This is a genomic window from Micromonospora sp. KC213, from assembly GCF_004348325.1.
Classification (GTDB): domain Bacteria; phylum Actinomycetota; class Actinomycetes; order Mycobacteriales; family Micromonosporaceae; genus Micromonospora.
The window spans coordinates 1-14,969 of sequence record NZ_SMKF01000013.1 but is presented as its reverse complement, the minus strand read 5'-3'; the positions used below and the strand labels follow the sequence as shown (position 1 = coordinate 14,969).

At 70.1% G+C, this 14,969-nt stretch carries 12 protein-coding genes and 1 pseudogene; 3 read left to right on the top strand and 10 right to left on the bottom strand.

Features of this window, described 5'->3' with window-relative positions:
• Window positions 1-84: 84 nt before the first annotated feature.
• On the top strand, window positions 85-957 hold the full coding sequence (locus E1166_RS30760) for a F510_1955 family glycosylhydrolase (protein ID WP_165944247.1): 873 nt from the start codon (window positions 85-87) through the stop codon (window positions 955-957).
• Window positions 958-1,042: 85 nt separating this feature from the next.
• Here E1166_RS30760 and E1166_RS05460 read toward each other — a convergent pair whose 3' ends face one another.
• On the bottom strand, window positions 1,043-3,172 hold the full coding sequence (locus E1166_RS05460; protein ID WP_243710181.1) for a heavy metal translocating P-type ATPase: 2,130 nt from the start codon (window positions 3,170-3,172) through the stop codon (window positions 1,043-1,045).
• A 271-nt stretch (window positions 3,173-3,443) separates the two neighbouring features.
• A pseudogene (locus E1166_RS05455) lies at window positions 3,444-3,636 on the bottom strand (SCO5389 family protein); the annotation flags it as partial.
• Window positions 3,637-3,880: 244 nt separating this feature from the next.
• On the opposite strand from E1166_RS05455, the gene E1166_RS05450 reads away from it, so the two are divergent.
• Together E1166_RS05450 and E1166_RS05445 are read left to right on the top strand one after the other, a co-directional pair.
• Window positions 3,881-4,819: a permease gene (locus tag E1166_RS05450; RefSeq protein ID WP_132336350.1), complete on the top strand. Its 939-nt coding sequence runs from the start codon at window positions 3,881-3,883 to the stop codon at window positions 4,817-4,819.
• A 168-nt stretch (window positions 4,820-4,987) separates the two neighbouring features.
• Window positions 4,988-5,767: a TIGR03943 family protein gene (locus tag E1166_RS05445; RefSeq protein ID WP_243710179.1), complete on the top strand. Its 780-nt coding sequence runs from the start codon at window positions 4,988-4,990 to the stop codon at window positions 5,765-5,767.
• A 153-nt stretch (window positions 5,768-5,920) separates the two neighbouring features.
• Here the strand turns inward: E1166_RS05445 and E1166_RS05440 are convergent, their stop codons facing one another.
• The 8 genes from E1166_RS05440 to E1166_RS05405 form a co-directional block, all read right to left on the bottom strand.
• Window positions 5,921-6,580: a choice-of-anchor M domain-containing protein gene (locus E1166_RS05440; RefSeq protein WP_132336348.1), complete on the bottom strand. Its 660-nt coding sequence runs from the start codon at window positions 6,578-6,580 to the stop codon at window positions 5,921-5,923.
• The gene (locus E1166_RS05435) at window positions 6,577-7,224 is read right to left on the bottom strand and encodes a choice-of-anchor M domain-containing protein (protein WP_132336346.1); all 648 of its coding nucleotides are present in this window, start codon (window positions 7,222-7,224) and stop codon (window positions 6,577-6,579) included. The genes E1166_RS05440 and E1166_RS05435 overlap by 4 nt, the downstream gene beginning before the upstream one ends.
• Window positions 7,225-7,762: 538 nt before the next feature.
• Window positions 7,763-8,701, bottom strand: a complete 939-nt coding sequence (locus E1166_RS05430; RefSeq protein ID WP_132336344.1) for an anchored repeat-type ABC transporter permease subunit — start codon at window positions 8,699-8,701, stop codon at window positions 7,763-7,765.
• Window positions 8,701-9,444 (bottom strand): anchored repeat-type ABC transporter ATP-binding subunit, encoded by a 744-nt coding sequence (locus E1166_RS05425; RefSeq protein WP_132336342.1) that lies wholly within the window; start codon window positions 9,442-9,444, stop codon window positions 8,701-8,703. The genes E1166_RS05430 and E1166_RS05425 overlap by 1 nt, the downstream gene beginning before the upstream one ends.
• Complete coding sequence (locus tag E1166_RS05420) at window positions 9,441-10,379, bottom strand: choice-of-anchor M domain-containing protein (RefSeq protein WP_132336422.1); 939 nt, start codon at window positions 10,377-10,379, stop codon at window positions 9,441-9,443. The genes E1166_RS05425 and E1166_RS05420 overlap by 4 nt, the downstream gene beginning before the upstream one ends.
• A gap of 38 nt (window positions 10,380-10,417) precedes the next feature.
• Window positions 10,418-12,016: an anchored repeat ABC transporter, substrate-binding protein gene (locus tag E1166_RS05415; RefSeq protein WP_132336340.1), complete on the bottom strand. Its 1,599-nt coding sequence runs from the start codon at window positions 12,014-12,016 to the stop codon at window positions 10,418-10,420.
• On the bottom strand, window positions 12,013-13,620 hold the full coding sequence (locus E1166_RS05410) for a TIGR03773 family transporter-associated surface protein (RefSeq protein WP_132336338.1): 1,608 nt from the start codon (window positions 13,618-13,620) through the stop codon (window positions 12,013-12,015). Before E1166_RS05410 ends, E1166_RS05415 begins: the two co-directional genes overlap by 4 nt.
• 109 nt (window positions 13,621-13,729) lie before the next feature.
• Entirely contained in the window at window positions 13,730-14,935 is a 1,206-nt protein-coding gene (locus E1166_RS05405; protein WP_132336336.1) for a DUF916 domain-containing protein, read from the bottom strand.
• Window positions 14,936-14,969 lie beyond the last annotated feature (34 nt).

Here is a 14,969-nt window from a genome sequence, read left to right as displayed (position 1 = left end):
TAGATGACTTACCATCGGTGCGCTGCGGCGGGGCAGTCCCGCGCTTCCCGCGCAGATCACGGTGTCGAGGCAAGGGAGCTGGGTGTGGCCCACAAGGGACAGAATCCGATGGCGTGGCTTGGCGTCGCCGCCGGCGTCCTTCTGCTGGTTACGGCCGCAGCCACCGCAGCCGGATGGCGTGGAGACACCGCCTCGTCGACCGCCTCGACGGCGGCGGACAGTGGTGCGCTGAGCCACGTGCACGGACTCGGCGTGAACCCCGCCGACGGTCAGCTGTATGTGGCCACCCACCACGGCGTGTTCCGGCTCTCCGGCGGTGAGGCGATCCGGGTCGGGGACGGCCGGCAGGACACTATGGGCTTCACGGTGACCGGCCCCGACGAGTTCCTCGCCTCCGGTCACCCGGCCCCCGACGATGACGGGCCAGCGCACCTGGGGTTGATTCACAGCAGCGATGCCGGCCGTTCCTGGCGGAGTCTGTCTCTGGCCGGGCAGGCCGACTTCCACGTGCTGCGCTCCTCCGGCGGCGTCGTGTACGGGCTCGATTCGACCAGCGGCGCCTTGCTGGCCAGCAGTGACCGGGTCAGCTGGCAGACCCGATCCAGGCTCGATGCCTACGACCTGGCGGTCGATCCCTACCGTTCGGACACCCTCCTGGCAACCACTGACGAGGGCATGCGCCGTTCCATCGACGGCGGCCGCACCTGGACGCCGGCCGAGGGCCCGCCTGCGGTATTGCTGCACTGGTCCCCACGGGAGCTGGTGGGTGTCATGGCGGACGGCACGCTGGTGCGCTCCGTCGACGCGGCGGCGACGTGGTCGTCCGCCGCCGGTCGCGCTCCGGGCGCCCCGACCGCTTTCACCGTGCACGAGAACGTGATCTACCTGGCCACCCAGGACGGTCGGGTGCTGCGCAGCGTCGACGCGGGCGTGACGTGGCAGCCGATGATGCCCTGAGCCGGGGTCCGACTCGGCTACGCCCGTCCGAAGCTCGTGCGGCGGCCCGGTCGGATGATCCGACCGGGCCGCCATCCTTACTGTTTCAGTACTGTCCGGGGGTGAGCTTGACCCGGCGCAGCAGCTGGGCGTTCAGCGCTACCACGATGGTGGAGGCGGACATCAGCACCGCACCGACCGCCGGGCTCAGCGTGACCCCGGCCCATGCGAGGGCGCCGGCGGCGAGCGGGATCGCCACCACGTTGTACCCGGCGGCCCAGGTCAGATTCTGGATCATCTTCCGGTACGACGCCTGGGACAACCGGATCACGCCGGTCACACCACGCGGGTCGGACGAGGCCAGGATGACCCCGGCGGACTCGATCGCCACGTCGGTGCCGGCCCCGATGGCCAGGCCCACGTCGGCGCGGGCCAAGGCGGGCGCATCGTTGACCCCGTCGCCGACCATCGCCACGGTCAGCCCCCGGGCCTGCAGGTCGGCGACCGCCCTGTCCTTGTCCGCGGGCAGCACCTCGGCGAAGACCTCATCGACTCCGGGCCGGAAGCCCAGCTCGGCGGCGACCGCCTCGGCGACCGGGCGGGCGTCTCCGGTGATCATGACGATCTTCTTGACGCCCTGTTCGCGCAGGTCGGAAATGGCCTCGCGGGCCTCCGGACGGACCTCGTCCTCCAGAGCGAACGCGCCAACAGCGGCCGGTTGGCCGGTCTCCGGCAGGCGGATCAGATGTAGCACCGCCGCGCCGCGGGCCGACCATCCCCGCGTGACGCTGGCCAGTTCTTCGGGCACCTGCGCGCCGAGTTCCCGCAACAGGGCGGGACCACCCACCGCCCAGGTGGTGCCGTCGACGATCGCCTGAACCCCCCGACCGGTCAGGGATCGGAAGTTCCCGGCGACCGCCCGCAACCCCCGGTCCTGCGCGACCTTGACCACAGCCTTGGCGAGCGGGTGCTCGCTGTCGGCCTCGACGGCGCCAGCGATGCGCAGCACCTCGTCCTCGCTCACATCGCTGGCGGCGGCCGTGGCGGTGACGGTGTGCGCCCCCTTGGTCAGGGTGCCGGTCTTATCGAACAGCACCGCGTCAACGGTACGCATCCGTTCCAGGGCGAGGCGGTCCTTGACCAGGATGCCGGCCTTCGCCGACACCGCGGTGGACAGCGCGATCACCAGCGGGATGGCCAGCCCGAGGGCGTGGGGGCAGGCGATGACCAGGACCGTCACCATCCGAACCACGGACTGGTCGAGGTCACCCAGCGCCCACCAGGCGGCGAAGGTGACCAGCGCGGCAACAGTGGCGATGTAGAAGAGCATCGCGGCGAACCGGTCAGCCAGAACCTGCGCACGACCGCTGGAGGCCTGCGCCTGCGCCACGAGCCGGCCGATCCCGGCCAGCGCGGTGTCCTCCCCGACCGCGTCGACCCGAACACGGAGCGCGGAGTCGGTAGCCACCGTCCCGGCCACGACTCGATCCCCCACGCTGCGGAGCACCGGCCGGGACTCCCCCGTGATCATCGACTCGTCCAACTCGGCAACACCGTCGACGATCCGGCCGTCGGCCGGCAGGCGGCCACCGGAACGAACCAGCACCACGTCTTCGACCCGCAGCTCGGACACCGACACCTGATGCACGGTCCCGTCATCGTCGACCCGTTCGGCGTCGTCGGGCAACAGCGCCGCCAGCGCGGCGAGGGCACCCTGCGCTTGGCCGATGGCCTTCATCTCCTGCCAGTGACCCAGCAGCATGATCGTGACCAGCGCGGCCAGCTCCCACCAGAAATCCAGATCGAACGCGCCGAGGCTGGTGGCCATCGAAGCAACGTAGGCCACCGTGATCGCCATCGAGATCAGCAGCATCATCCCCGGCGCCCGGTCGCGTACCTCACGGACGCCGCCGACCAGGAATGGCCAGCCTCCGTAGAAGAAGACCACCGAACCGAGAACCGGGCCAACCCAGCTCACGCCAGCAAAGTCGAGGGTGTAGCCGAACCAGCCCATCACCATGTGGCTGGTCACCACGATCGGAACCGTCAGCGCCAGGCTCAGCCAAAACTTGCGCCGGAACTGCTCCGGATCGTGCCCCGCGTGCTTGTCATGATCCCCGTGCCCACCGGCGGATCCGTACCCCGCATGGTCGTGGTGGTCGCCGTGGTGGTCACCCGCCGGCGCAGCGCCGCCCGGATGCCCGTCGTGCGGTCCACCGGCGTGATGCTCACCCACCGGCATCTGATGGCCGTGATGCTGCCCTGGACCAGTGATGACTGCGGCATCGGCGTGGGTTGTGTGTCCGTGTCTCATGCCGTCCACCTCCACTCGGCACCATATACCCCCGGGGGGTATCTAACAACCGTGCCTGTCAAGACGACCATCCCATGCACCACCCCACGTTTGCGCATCGGCCAGCACCGCGGATAGGTCGAGCCACGACGAGCCCGGCGAGCAGGAACAGGTGGACGTCCACGTTAGGCCTGCTCGCCGGGCGGTGGCCGGGTCAGCAGTCACGCAGCTCGGGAGACTGATTGAGCAACAGGCCGCGAACGGAGACGAAGCGGCAGTAGGTGTCGCAGTCGACGGCGGAGAGCCGGAACGCCGCGACACGGTGACAGTTCTGGAAAGGCCAGTTTCACACCGAAGTGGCGCTCAAGGCTCGACCGGATGGCGTCGCTGGCCAGAGCGCGCAGGAGCCCGGCGGGGATAGCCGGTGGTGCGGCGCCCATCTATCGCTTGGACTTGATGCGGTGCCGCCCGCAACGCTGGGGTCCGTCATGGGGTTGAGCCACACGTGGGTGCGGCCGGGCAGCTCAGCGGCGAGACGGACCTCCCCAATGACCAGCCGGACGGGCACACGGCGCGGTCGGGGCAGCACGGGCCGTTCATGCCGGCCGTCGGCGCGGCCGGCGACGCCGAGGGTCACCCAGCGGGGGCGGCATCGCCGTAGTCGTGGTCGTGACGGCACTGCTAGTACTTCTGGTGGTCGGGCAGTCGCCGTTCGCTGTCGGTCTCGGCGCTCGGCTGCTGGCAACGTGGACCACTGTCTTCGTTTCGGTGCTGGTGCAGGCGGTGCCCTTCCTGGTGGCGGGTGTGGTGTTGTCCGCGGCCATCGCTACGTGCGTTCCTCCGTCGTTCTGGGCGCGGGCGCTGCCGGAACGATCCGTCCTCGCGGTGCCGGTTGCTGGCGCCGCCGGTGTGCTGCTTCCGGGTTGTGAGTGCGGCGCCGTACCGATGGGTGCTGCGCTCATGCGCCGAGGCGTGACGCCGGCGGTCGCGGTGACGTTCCTACTGGCCGCGCCGGCAGTCAACCCGGTTGTGCTCACGGCTACCGCGGTCGCGTTCCCGGCCAACCCGGAGATGGTGCTGGCGCGTGGCCTCGCCAGCATGACGGTGGCCGTCACCATGGGCTGGCTGTGGTTGCGCTGGGGCCGCACGGACTGGATCAGGCTACCGAACCGACCTGAGGAGACCCGCCGCGCGGGAGCGTTCTGGCTGTCGCTGCGCCACGACATTCTGCACGCCGGCGGATTCCTGGTCGTCGGCGCGGCTGCCGCCGCGAGTGTCAACGTGTTGCTACCGGAACGGGCTCTTGGTCTCGTTGTCGGCGACTGGGTCCTCGAGGTGTTGGTCCTCGCCACATTGGCCGTGATCCTGTCACTCTGTTCAGAGGCAGACGCTTTCGTCGCGGCGTCGATGTCGCAGTTTTCCCTGACCGCGCGGTTGGTGTTCCTGGTCGTCGGCCCCGCCGTCGACCTCAAGCTGATCACCATGCAGGCCGGCGTGTTCGGTGCTCCATCCACCCACCGTTTCGTACCCGCCACACTGGCCGTGGCCATCGGGCTCGCGTCCGCCGTCGGCGCGGTCTTGCTGTCCTGAGCTGGGAGGACATGTGCACCGATTTACTCAGTCGCTCCTGCTCCTGGTACTCGGTGCCACCGTGCTGCGGGCGGGAATGACCGACCTGCACCTGCGCTACGTTGGCGAGCCGCTGCGCCCGTTGCTGGTGGTCGCTGGCGGCACAGTGGTGATCGCCGCCCTGGCGCATTGCGCTACGACCTGGACCTGGCGGACACACGGGCCACCGTCAGCGACGGTGAGAGCTCGGTTGGCCATCAGCACGGCGGCGAGCACAACCCGACGATTGCCTGGCTGCTCGTCCTGCCCGTGCTCGCGCTGACGTTGCTGGCGCCGCCAGCGCTGGGCGCCTACCGGGCGGAGCAGACCGGCACCGTGCTGCACTCGTCGCCGGAGGTGTCGATCCGGGCGCTGCCTGCCGAGGATCCCGTCACGCTCACCCTGTACGAGTCCGCCCACCGGGCCTCGATGGACGCCGGTACCTCTCTTGTCGGCCGCAGGGTCCGGCTGACCGGTTTCGTCGCGACCGGTCCGGACGGCCGGCTCCTGCTGGCGCGGATTGTCGTATCCTGTTGCGCCGCGGACGGCAGACCGATCAAGGTCGGCCTGACCGGTAAGGCACCTGCCGGGCTCGTCCCCGACACGTGGATAGAAGTCACTGGCCGACGCAGCACTCGCATCGGCACCGACCCGACCAACGAAGGGCTCATCCCCTACCTACACGTTGATGGTTGGCAACCCGTGCCATCGCCTCGGCAGCCGTACGAGCGAGGTATCACCGCCGGACCGTGCAGAAGAGGCCGACCGCACGGCATCACCGGAGGAAAGGCCGGGTGGCTAAGCCTTGATCGTCCTCGCCGCACTTATCGATGCACCTGGACTGCGCGGCGGGCCCGCCGGCCAGCGGGCGCACACGTCAAGACCGTCGCGGGCGTCGTCAGCGAGTCCGTCCGCCGCCGAGTTCGCTAGGCCGGCCACTTCTTGCCGTCCGTGCGTGCCGGCGGAAGTAGGGGCCGGCGCGAGGCCCGGGTGGGTGGTGGGCTCGCGCCGGCCGGGTCCGCCGCTGTTCAGGTACCCCCTACCCCGGCGGACGTCTGGTGCGGCTGCTGCGTGTGGCGGTGGTCAGGGGAGGACTTCGAAGGTCCAGGTTTTGGCACCGGAGCTGATGGTGCTGCCGTTGGAGGCGAGCACTCCGGTGACTTCGAAGGTGACGGTGTAGGTGCCGGCGGCGTCGAAGCCCCAGTTGGCGTGGGCGTGGATGTTGCGGTTGACGTTGAGACTGTCGGGCAGTCCGTTGCCGCTGTCGAACAGCACCGTCGGGGTGCCGCCGGAGACGGTGTAGACGCTGAAGCCGGCCGGACCGGTGACGTTGGTGAGCTTGAAGGTGACGCGGTTGTTCTGGAACACGCCGCTGGGCACTTCGGCGGTGTTCCAGCCGCCCCAGAGCAGTCCGGCGGTGCTGGCCTGGGGCAGCACCCAGGCTTGGCCGCCGGTGCCGAGGAACGACCAGGCGCTGCCGCTGGGGACGGTGACCTTGGCGGTGTTGGGGACGCGCAGGACGACGTCGGCGGGGTTGCGCTCCACCGACGGGCTGACGGTGTCGTCGAGCAGGTTGACGGTCAGCGCGCCGCCGGCGTAGTCGACGTCGATGACGTCGACGTGGCCGCTGGACAGCACGATCGGCGCCGCGACTGCCGGGGTGGCGGTGGCGGTGCCGACAAGCAGCGCGGCGGTCAGGGCGAGACCGGCGAGGAAACGGTTATGGCTACGCACGGCGCTCACGCCCTGACCACGACGTGCAGGGTGGCCGGTTCGCTGGTGACCTGCTGTCCGGTGGCAGCGAGGGTGCCGGTGGCACGGAGGGTGATGCAGTAGATGCCGGCGCGGTCGAAGGCCCAGTTGGCGTGCAGGTGGTCGCCGGCCGTCAGGGCGATGGTGTCGGGCAGGCCGTCGCCGCTGTCGGCGAGGATGTTGGGCTGCCCGACGGCGTTCTCGGTGTAGATGGCGAGTTGCCCGGGTCCGCTGACCGACTGCACGTTGAGGGTGAGCGCGTCGGCGGTGAAGGTACCCGGCTCGATCTCCTCGGCGGCGATGCCGGGCCAGATCAGGTCGGTGTTCTGGATCTCGGGCAGTATCCACACCTTCGACACCCCAGGGGTGCCAAGGAAACCGAAGGCGGGATCGTTCGGGACGGTGACCTTGGCCTGCCGCTTCACGACGATTTTGACCTCGTCGGTGGCGTACTCGACGTCGTTGTCCTCGTCGTGGACGCCGAGCTCCAGCTCGCCGGCCTCGTAGGCGATATCGACCAGGTCGACGTGCCCGGAACTGAACGTCACCACGGTGGCCTGCGCCGGTGGCGCTGCCGCGAGCAGCGCCACGGTCACCGCCCCGGAGGCGAGCAGCAGGCGGACGGGCTTGCGCACGAAGAACTCCTTCCCCCTGAGGTCCCCTTTGGACCACAGTAGTTGCAAACGATAGTCGTTCTCGATAACACTGGGAAGGGCTGATCGGTGGAGGCGGTCATGGCTGCACCGGCACGGCATTCGGGCGAGTACGTGCGCCGCGGCGACATGTCTGGACACTGCAGGCGCGGCGCTACCGGGGGACGGAGCACCCGTCTTGATGGTGGCGTTCAAGGAACCGCCCGGGTCATCGGGTCGGAGCCCATACCGACGTGGCGGCCTCGTCACCGAGACCGCCACGGCTCCCCTGATCCGCCCGCCGGAGCTTCGTGCTCCTCAGTGGAGCGTGAACTGGCAATCGCGTTCGTATTGTCTCCGGTGGCCGGGCCACGAATTTGGACGGTGGTGTCGGGCAGGGGTACTTCAGGCCGGCAGCGCCTCGCTCCCGGGAGCTGCCGGGCGCACCTCACGCCCGACACCGGCCAGGTTTGCCTCCCTGAAGGTGATGCCGGCTCCCGGAGACCGGGTTGCTCACCGTCCCGGACTCTTGCGGCTTCGTCTATCGCACGGGAAGTGACGGGTCCTGCGGGTGAGCGAGGTCGGACAGCGGCATGGGTCGTGTGACGTCAGTGGGTTCCTGCCCACTCGGACGCCGCCACCGTTTGGTCAACAGGCCGTGTCGGGGGGCGATCAGCCAGGCGGCGAGGAAGATGGCGGTGGCGACCAGGACGATGGTGCCGCCGACCGGTGTGTCGTAGCTCCAGGACAGGTACAGCCCGACGGTCGCTGACGCGCCGCCGATCACCGGGGCGAGCAGCATCATCACACCAAGTCTGTCGGTGAGCAGGCGGGCCGCGGCAGCGGGAGTGATCAGCAGAGCGAGCACGAGGATGTTGCCGATGGTCTGCAGGGAGATCACCACGGCCAGGGTGACCAGGACGTAGAGCACGATGTCGAGCCAGAAGACCGCAAGCCCCATGGACCGGGACATCTCCCGGTCCAGGCAGACTGCGACGAATTCCTTGTGCAGGGCGAGCACCAGGCCGAGGATGACCAGGCCGGCGCCGCCGACGAGGTAGAGGTCTCGGTCCGGAATGCCGGTGATCGAGCCGAACAGGAACTGTTGCAGCGACCCGGCGTATCCGGGGGCCTGCGAGATGATCACGATGCCCAGTGCAAACGCGCCGACCAGGAAGACGCCGATGATCGAGTCCTCCTTGACGCGCCGGTTCTGCGCGAAGATCGCGATCAGCAGTGCGGTGGCGACGCCGGCGACGGCGCCGCCGAGGACCAGGCTGCCCTGCAGGACGAAGGCGACCGCGATGCCCGGGAAGACGGCGTGGGCCACGGCGTCGCCGATGAAGGCCATTCCTCGGAGTACGACGTAGCAGCCGACGACGCCGCAGACGATGCTGGACATGACTGCGATCGCCAGTGCCTTGGGCAGGAACGCGAGGTCGGGGTTGAGCAGGTCGGTGAGGAAATCGGTGATCGACATCAGGTCGCCCTCACGAGTTTCAGCAGCGGAGAGGTTTCGCTCACGCCGAAGGTCTTCGTCCACAGTTCGGCGTCCTGCAGGTCCGCAGGGTGTCCGTCGGCGATGATCCGGCCGTTGAGCAGGACCAGGCGGGTGCAGGTGTCCACCGCGGCGACGAGGTCGTGGGTGGTCATCAGCACCGCGTGGTCCTCGCCGGCGAGGCTGGTGAACAACTGACCCAGCAGTTCCTGGGTGGGCATGTCCAGTCCGGTGAAGGGCTCGTCGAGCAGCAGGATGCGCGGCGCGAGGGCGAGGGCCCGGGCGACCAGGACGCGTTGGCGTTGCCCACCGGACAGCTCACCGACCGGTCGGCGGCGCAGCTCCGTGAGGTGTACCCGGTCCAGGGCGTCGCCGACTGCCCGCCAGTCGGCGACGCCGGGGCGGCGGAGCAGACCCAGGCGGCCGGTTCGGCCACTCATCACGGCGTGCTCGACAGAGATCGGGAAGTCCCAGGTGAACTCGTGGCGCTGGGGGACGTAGCCGATCTCGGATCGGCCGGGACGCGACGGCTTGCCCTCCACCAGCACCCGGCCGGCGCGGGTGCGGGTCAGTGCCAGGATGGCGCGCAGCAGGGTGGTCTTCCCGGCGCCGTTCGGACCGAGCAATCCGACCAGCTCGCCCCGATCCAGGTGCAGGCATATGTCCCGCAGGACCGGCCGGCCGCCGAGGTCCACGTCCAGCTGATCAACCTCCAGCGCTCTCAACGGTCACCTCCGGACAGCGAGGTCAGGCGTTCTCGCTCGGCCCGCCGTTTCGCGCCTCGTCCGCGCAGCAGCAGAAGCACCAGGCCGGTGGCGAGCAGGGCTGCTATTGCCACCAACGCGACGAGCAGCACGGTCCTGGACTCACCGGCCGGTTCGCCGGCCTCGGCCCGGTCACCGGCGGGCGATGCCTGACCCGCCGGCGCGGGGATGTCCGCGGTGGCGGCGTACGCCTCGTCGGCGCTGGTGGCGTCTCCCACAGCGAAGCGCAGCGTGCGTGTCGCCGACACCGTCTCGCCGCCGACCAGGTCAGCGGACACTTGCACCGCGATCAGGTAGACCCCAGGGGCGGTGAAGACCCAGTTGGCGTGGGTGTGGGTGTTGACCTCGGCCCAGAAGGGCTGCGCCTTCGACTCGGTGGAGCGCCACAGCGGCTGGGGCGCGGCGAAGTTACCCGACTGCAGATACGTCGTGAGGGTCCCCGGTCCGCGCACGCCGAGCAGGGTCAGGGTGACCCCACGGTCGATGCTCTGCATCACCCGGGGGTCCTGGGTGTTCCAGCCGAGCCACACGACGTCGGGGTTCTGCACCTGCGGCACCACGTACACCCGTTTGCCGGCGTCGACGCCGAGGAAGGCGTACGCCGGGTCGTCCGGAACAGTCTGTAGCGCGGCGTCGGAGACCCGCAGGACGGTCTCGTCGGGGTTGCGCCACACCGGCCGTGCCTGCGTGCCGTCGTGGATCAGCAGCGTCCACTGGTTGTCGACGTAGCGGGGGCCGATGTCGACGTGTCCGGCGGAGAGTTCCGCCCGGCCGGTAGTGAGAGGCTGGTCGGCGGCGATCGACTGGCTGAGGCCCGGAGTAGGCTCCTTCGCCGTCGCGGCAGTCTGTGCCGTGGTCAGCAAAATCAGCATCGTCAGCGCGCAGCGCGCGATCATTCCGGATGCGCGGGTGCGGTGTCGCGCCCGTCCTGCCGTCACTGGTTTCTCCCCTGCTTGTCGGTGGTCAGGCAGTCGTGCAGCGATTCGGCGTTGAACCGCATCATCTGCGCGTAGCTGGTGATGTCGCGGTCGAGGGTGTCGCCGTAGATCGCACACACGCGCAGCCCTTCCTCCCGGGCGACTTCGTTGAGGGTGGTGGAGCGGGCCGCCAGGTTCGGCTCCAGGAACACCGCGGGGATCTTGAGGTTGCGGATCGTCTCGGTGAGCCGGCGGCGGTCGGCAAGGCTCGGCTCGGCGGCAGGGTTCGGGGTGACGAACCCGGAGATCTGGACGCCGTACGCCTGCCCCAGGTAGCCGAACGCGTCATGCGTGGTGACCAGGTGCCGTCGCGAGGGCGGAATCCGGGCGATGGTGTCCCGCACGTAGGTGTCGAGCTTTTCCAGTTCCCGGATGTAGGCCGAGGCGTTAGCCCGGTAGGCCGGCGCGCCCTGGGGATCGGCCCCGATGAGGGTGTCGCGGATGAGCTCGGTGTAGGAGATGGCGTTGCGGACGTTCTGCCACAGGTGCGGGTCGATCTCGCCGTGCACGTGCTTGCCGAGGACCGCCTGCGGAAGCTGGTACACCTGGGTACCGGGCCGGCCGAGGAACCGGAACTTCCGGTCGCCGGGCACCTCGAGCAGCGCCTTGCTCGGTACCTCGATGACGGTGCGGGCGGGGTCGTAGACCCGCTGGTTCGCCTCGCCGCTGCCCTCGGGGTCGGCGAACAGGTAGAGCCGCCGTTGGTCGAGGTCGACGGTGAGGTCGGCGTGCCCCGAATTCAGCACCGCCGCTCCGGCCATGCCCGGCACCGAGTGCGGATCCACCCCGACGGCGAACGTGAACACTTGCTCGCCCATCGGGACCGGCGGCGACTGCGGGTCGACGGACAGTTGCGCCCGCATGGTCAGCCGGTAGACACCTGGTTTGGTGAACGCCCAGCTCATGTGCGTGTGCGCGTCGGGCGGCAGCGTGGCGGTGTCGTCGCGGAAGCCGTTGGCGGGATTGAACCCGTCGGTGGAGTCGACGTAGAACGACGGGTTGCCGAACGACTCGGTCAGGTACGCGACCACATCACCCGGACCGTCAGCCGAGGTTGCGCTGAGCAACACATCCGAAGCGCGGTTCGCCCCTTGCGCCGCACCGGTGCCGCGTACCCGCATGCCCAGCCAGATCGCGTCCAGCGACACGTCCTCGACCAGCGGGATGATCTCCGCCGCGTACTTCACCGCCCCCTCGGCCAGCGAGATGTTCGGTACGCCGTCGCGCAGGTTCGCATCCAGGGCCTTGATGATGGCCTGCTCTTCCAGCAGCAGGTAGTTGCTGAACGCGACGTCGGCGTAGACGACGTCGCGGATGTCGCGCAGCGACGGCTCGTAACTGTGCGGGTCGGCACCGTCCGGCACCAACGAGGTGACCGCTACCCGGTCACCGCCGACGTTGCTCACCAGGTCTCGCAGAATTCCGGTGGTCGTGATGACCTGGAGGCGCTCGTCGTTCGCGCTCAACGCCACCTCTGACCGGCAACCGGCGACCAGCCCCACGATCAGCAGCGGCAGGATTGCCCGTCGCAGCCGTGGCGCGACCCGCGGGCTCACGTGTTCGCCGTTGCGGTGTCGGCGAGACCGGCGCGGCGGCGACGGGTGAGCAGCACCAGCAGCACCCCGACGGCGACGAGAACCACGCCGGCCGCGCCGGCCGACAGCACCCAACCGGTGCCGGTGCGCGGGAGACGGCCAGCACCGCCCCGGTCCTCGCCGTCCTTGTCCCCGCCGCCTCCGGAGCCGCTGCCAGGTCCGAAGCCGCTGGTCGGGTCAGTGCTGTCGCCGACGGCGATGGTGAGCGTCTTGGTGTCGGTGACCGCCCTGCCTCCGGTGGTGGTGCCGCTCATCTGCACCGCCAGGCGGTAGAGGCCGGGCTTGCTGAACGCCCAGTTTCCGTGCGCATGGGTGTTCAGCGGAACGCTCAGCTGCTGCGGGAACGCCTTGGCGGAGTTGAACAGCACGTCGGCCTCGCCGAACGAGCCGGTCAGGTAGAGAGCGAACCGGCCCGGCCCGTTGACGCCCTTGAGCGTCCAGGTGACGTTGCCCTTGACGCCGGACACGACGGACGGGTGCTGGGTGTTCCAGCCGGGCCAGACGATGCCAGCCTGCTGGGACTGCGGCAGCAGCCACACCGTGTCACCCGGCTTGCCGAGGAAGTCCGCCCCGGCCGGAACGGTGATCTTCGCGTTGTCCTTGACCTGCAGGACCACGTCGGCGATCTCCCGCCACACGGCGGGGCTGGTGCGGTCGTCCTTGATCCGGATGGTCCACGCGTCCCCCGCGAGCTGCGGGCCCATGTCGACGTGCCCGTCGGCGATCACCTGCCGGGCCCCCGTCGCGGTGCTGGCCGCCGCCTTCGCGGCCAGCGGTGCCGGCGCGGCGGCGGGTTTCGGTGCCGCAGCCGGCTTCGACTCGGCGGCGGGAGCGGCGAATGTCCGCGCCGTCGGCTGCTCGGACCGGGTTATCTGCTGCGGCGCAGCCGGTGGCAGTATCTGCCCGGCCGGGGCGATCGCGGGTACGCGGACCCGGTACGTCGCCTCGGCGCTGACCGTCCTGCCGGAGCGCAGGGCCGCCGATGCGGCCAGCGTGAGCCGGTAGTCGCCGGCGGCGTCGAAGGCCCAGACCACACCGCCGGTGCGCGTTGCCGCCGGCAGTTGCACCGACCGGGTCACATTCGCGCCGCTGCCGAACAGCGCAGTGGCCTCCTCGATGCCCGCCAGTGTGTAGGCGGTGAACCTTCCCGGCCCTTCGACCGAGCGCAGACTGAGGGTCACCGTGTCGTGGACGACGGCGCCGCGGCGTACCCCGGTGGTGTCCAGGGCCGGAAACCCGGTGTCGCCGGCGGACAGTGACCACACAGGGTGTCCCGGCGGCCCAAGGAAGGCGAAAGCCTTTCCAGGCGGTACCCGGCCGGCAAGGCCGCCGTCCGGGCCGAGTATCACCTCGGCCGGGTCATGCCCGGGCACACCGCGAGCTACCTGCGCGGCGTCCCGGATGCGCAGCGACATCGACTCACCATCGAGCGCCAGGGAAACCAGGTCCGCACCGACAGCGGTAACCCCGGCCGGTTCCGCGGCCGCCGGCGTCGTCCCTGCGGTCACGGCCAGCACGGCCAAGGCGAGGCCGGCGGCGCCGGCACGCATGCTTCTTATCGTCATTGCTTGCTCCCCAGGCGACGTGGTGGTGTCGTCGTGCGCATCGCGACGGCGTGGCCGTTGGCGTTGCCGCCGCCCGACGCGATCCGGGGACAGGCACGGGGTGACCGTGTCACTCCTTGTCCTTCCCCGTGTGGTCGATGTCCGGTCGTCGGTTGTTGCGGCCCTGGTCGGGACGATCCGCCTGCGACGTCGGGCGGTCGGACGTCGTCGCGCCGTCGCCACCGGCCGGGGCGCTCGCACCGATCGTGGCGGGGACCGCGGCGTCCTGGTCGCCGGAGGTCCGTGCGGTCTCCCGGCTGGCTTCGGCGCGGCCCTGCTCCCGGGCGGCGGCCACCGCCCGCGCGATCTGTCGCGCCCGCCGTCGGCGAGCGGCGATCAGCGCCCAGCCGACGAGGGCGAGCAGGACCAGCAGGACCATCTGCGACCAGGGCACCGCCCAGACGGTGACCCGCGCCGTGTCGACTGCTGGCGGTGGGTCGAGGACCTGGCCGCCCACGGCGGCTGGGGCGATGGCAGCGCTCGCGGTCAGCCGGAACAGCGGCGGGACGTTCGTCATGCGTACGGTCGTGGTCAGTTCACCGCCGGGCAGGATCTCCGGCAGGGTCGCCGCGTCCACGGAACGCCGACCGAGGCCGAACAAGCCAACCACCCCGAGCGAGGGCCGCCCGGTGAGCCGGACGTTGCCGGTGTTACGGACGGTGAAGGTGGCGGTGAGCGTGCCACCGGCAAGGGGGTCGAGCGAGCCGCTGTGCCGTACCTGAAGATCTTCGACGGTGAGTGCCGGCTGCAGCTCACCGGTCACTCGCAGGTAGATCCGCGCGCCGACGCGGTGGTCGACGGCGACCTGGTTGCCCTGCGCGTCCGCTGTCGTGGCGGCGAGTGAGGCGACGATTCCCCCGGCGTGATCGCCCGGCGTGGCGTTGCGCGGCACCGTCAGGGTGAACGGGACGTTCAGGCGGGACGTCGACGGGATGGTCACGCTGCGTTGGGTGAGGCGGACCCAGGAGCCGACGTCGGTGGGTTGCTGGCCGCCGGCCAGCAGGTCAAAGCCGCCCTGTGCGGTGGTGAACGCGTCGCTGGCGTAGAGGTTCAGGGTGAGCGGGCGCTTCGAGTGGTTGGTGACCGCGACGTAGTCGGTCAGGGTGGTGCCGGGGTCAAGCTTGTAGGTGAAGGCCGGCCGGCCGTTCGGGCCCTTCGCGCTCGACGGCGCCACTCCCCACGTCACCGCAGCCGAAGGCCCCGGCGTCGGGGTGGGCGGTGCCGGGGCCGCATTTAGCAGGGCGAGGCCGACGGCGATGGCGGTGAGCAGGGGCATGGCGGGGAGGTGGTCCGTTTCCTCGGGGTGACGG

Excerpts from the sequence above, each read along its gene's own strand:
- E1166_RS05430 (WP_132336344.1), bottom strand. The coding sequence starts at position 8,701 with ATGTCGATCACCGATTTCCTCACCGACCTGCTCAACCCCGACCTCGCG.
- E1166_RS05420 (WP_132336422.1), bottom strand. The coding sequence starts at position 10,379 with ATGATCGCGCGCTGCGCGCTGACGATGCTGATTTTGCTGACCACGGCA.
- E1166_RS05410 (WP_132336338.1), bottom strand. The coding sequence starts at position 13,620 with ATGACGATAAGAAGCATGCGTGCCGGCGCCGCCGGCCTCGCCTTGGCC.
- E1166_RS05405 (WP_132336336.1), bottom strand. The coding sequence starts at position 14,935 with ATGCCCCTGCTCACCGCCATCGCCGTCGGCCTCGCCCTGCTAAATGCG.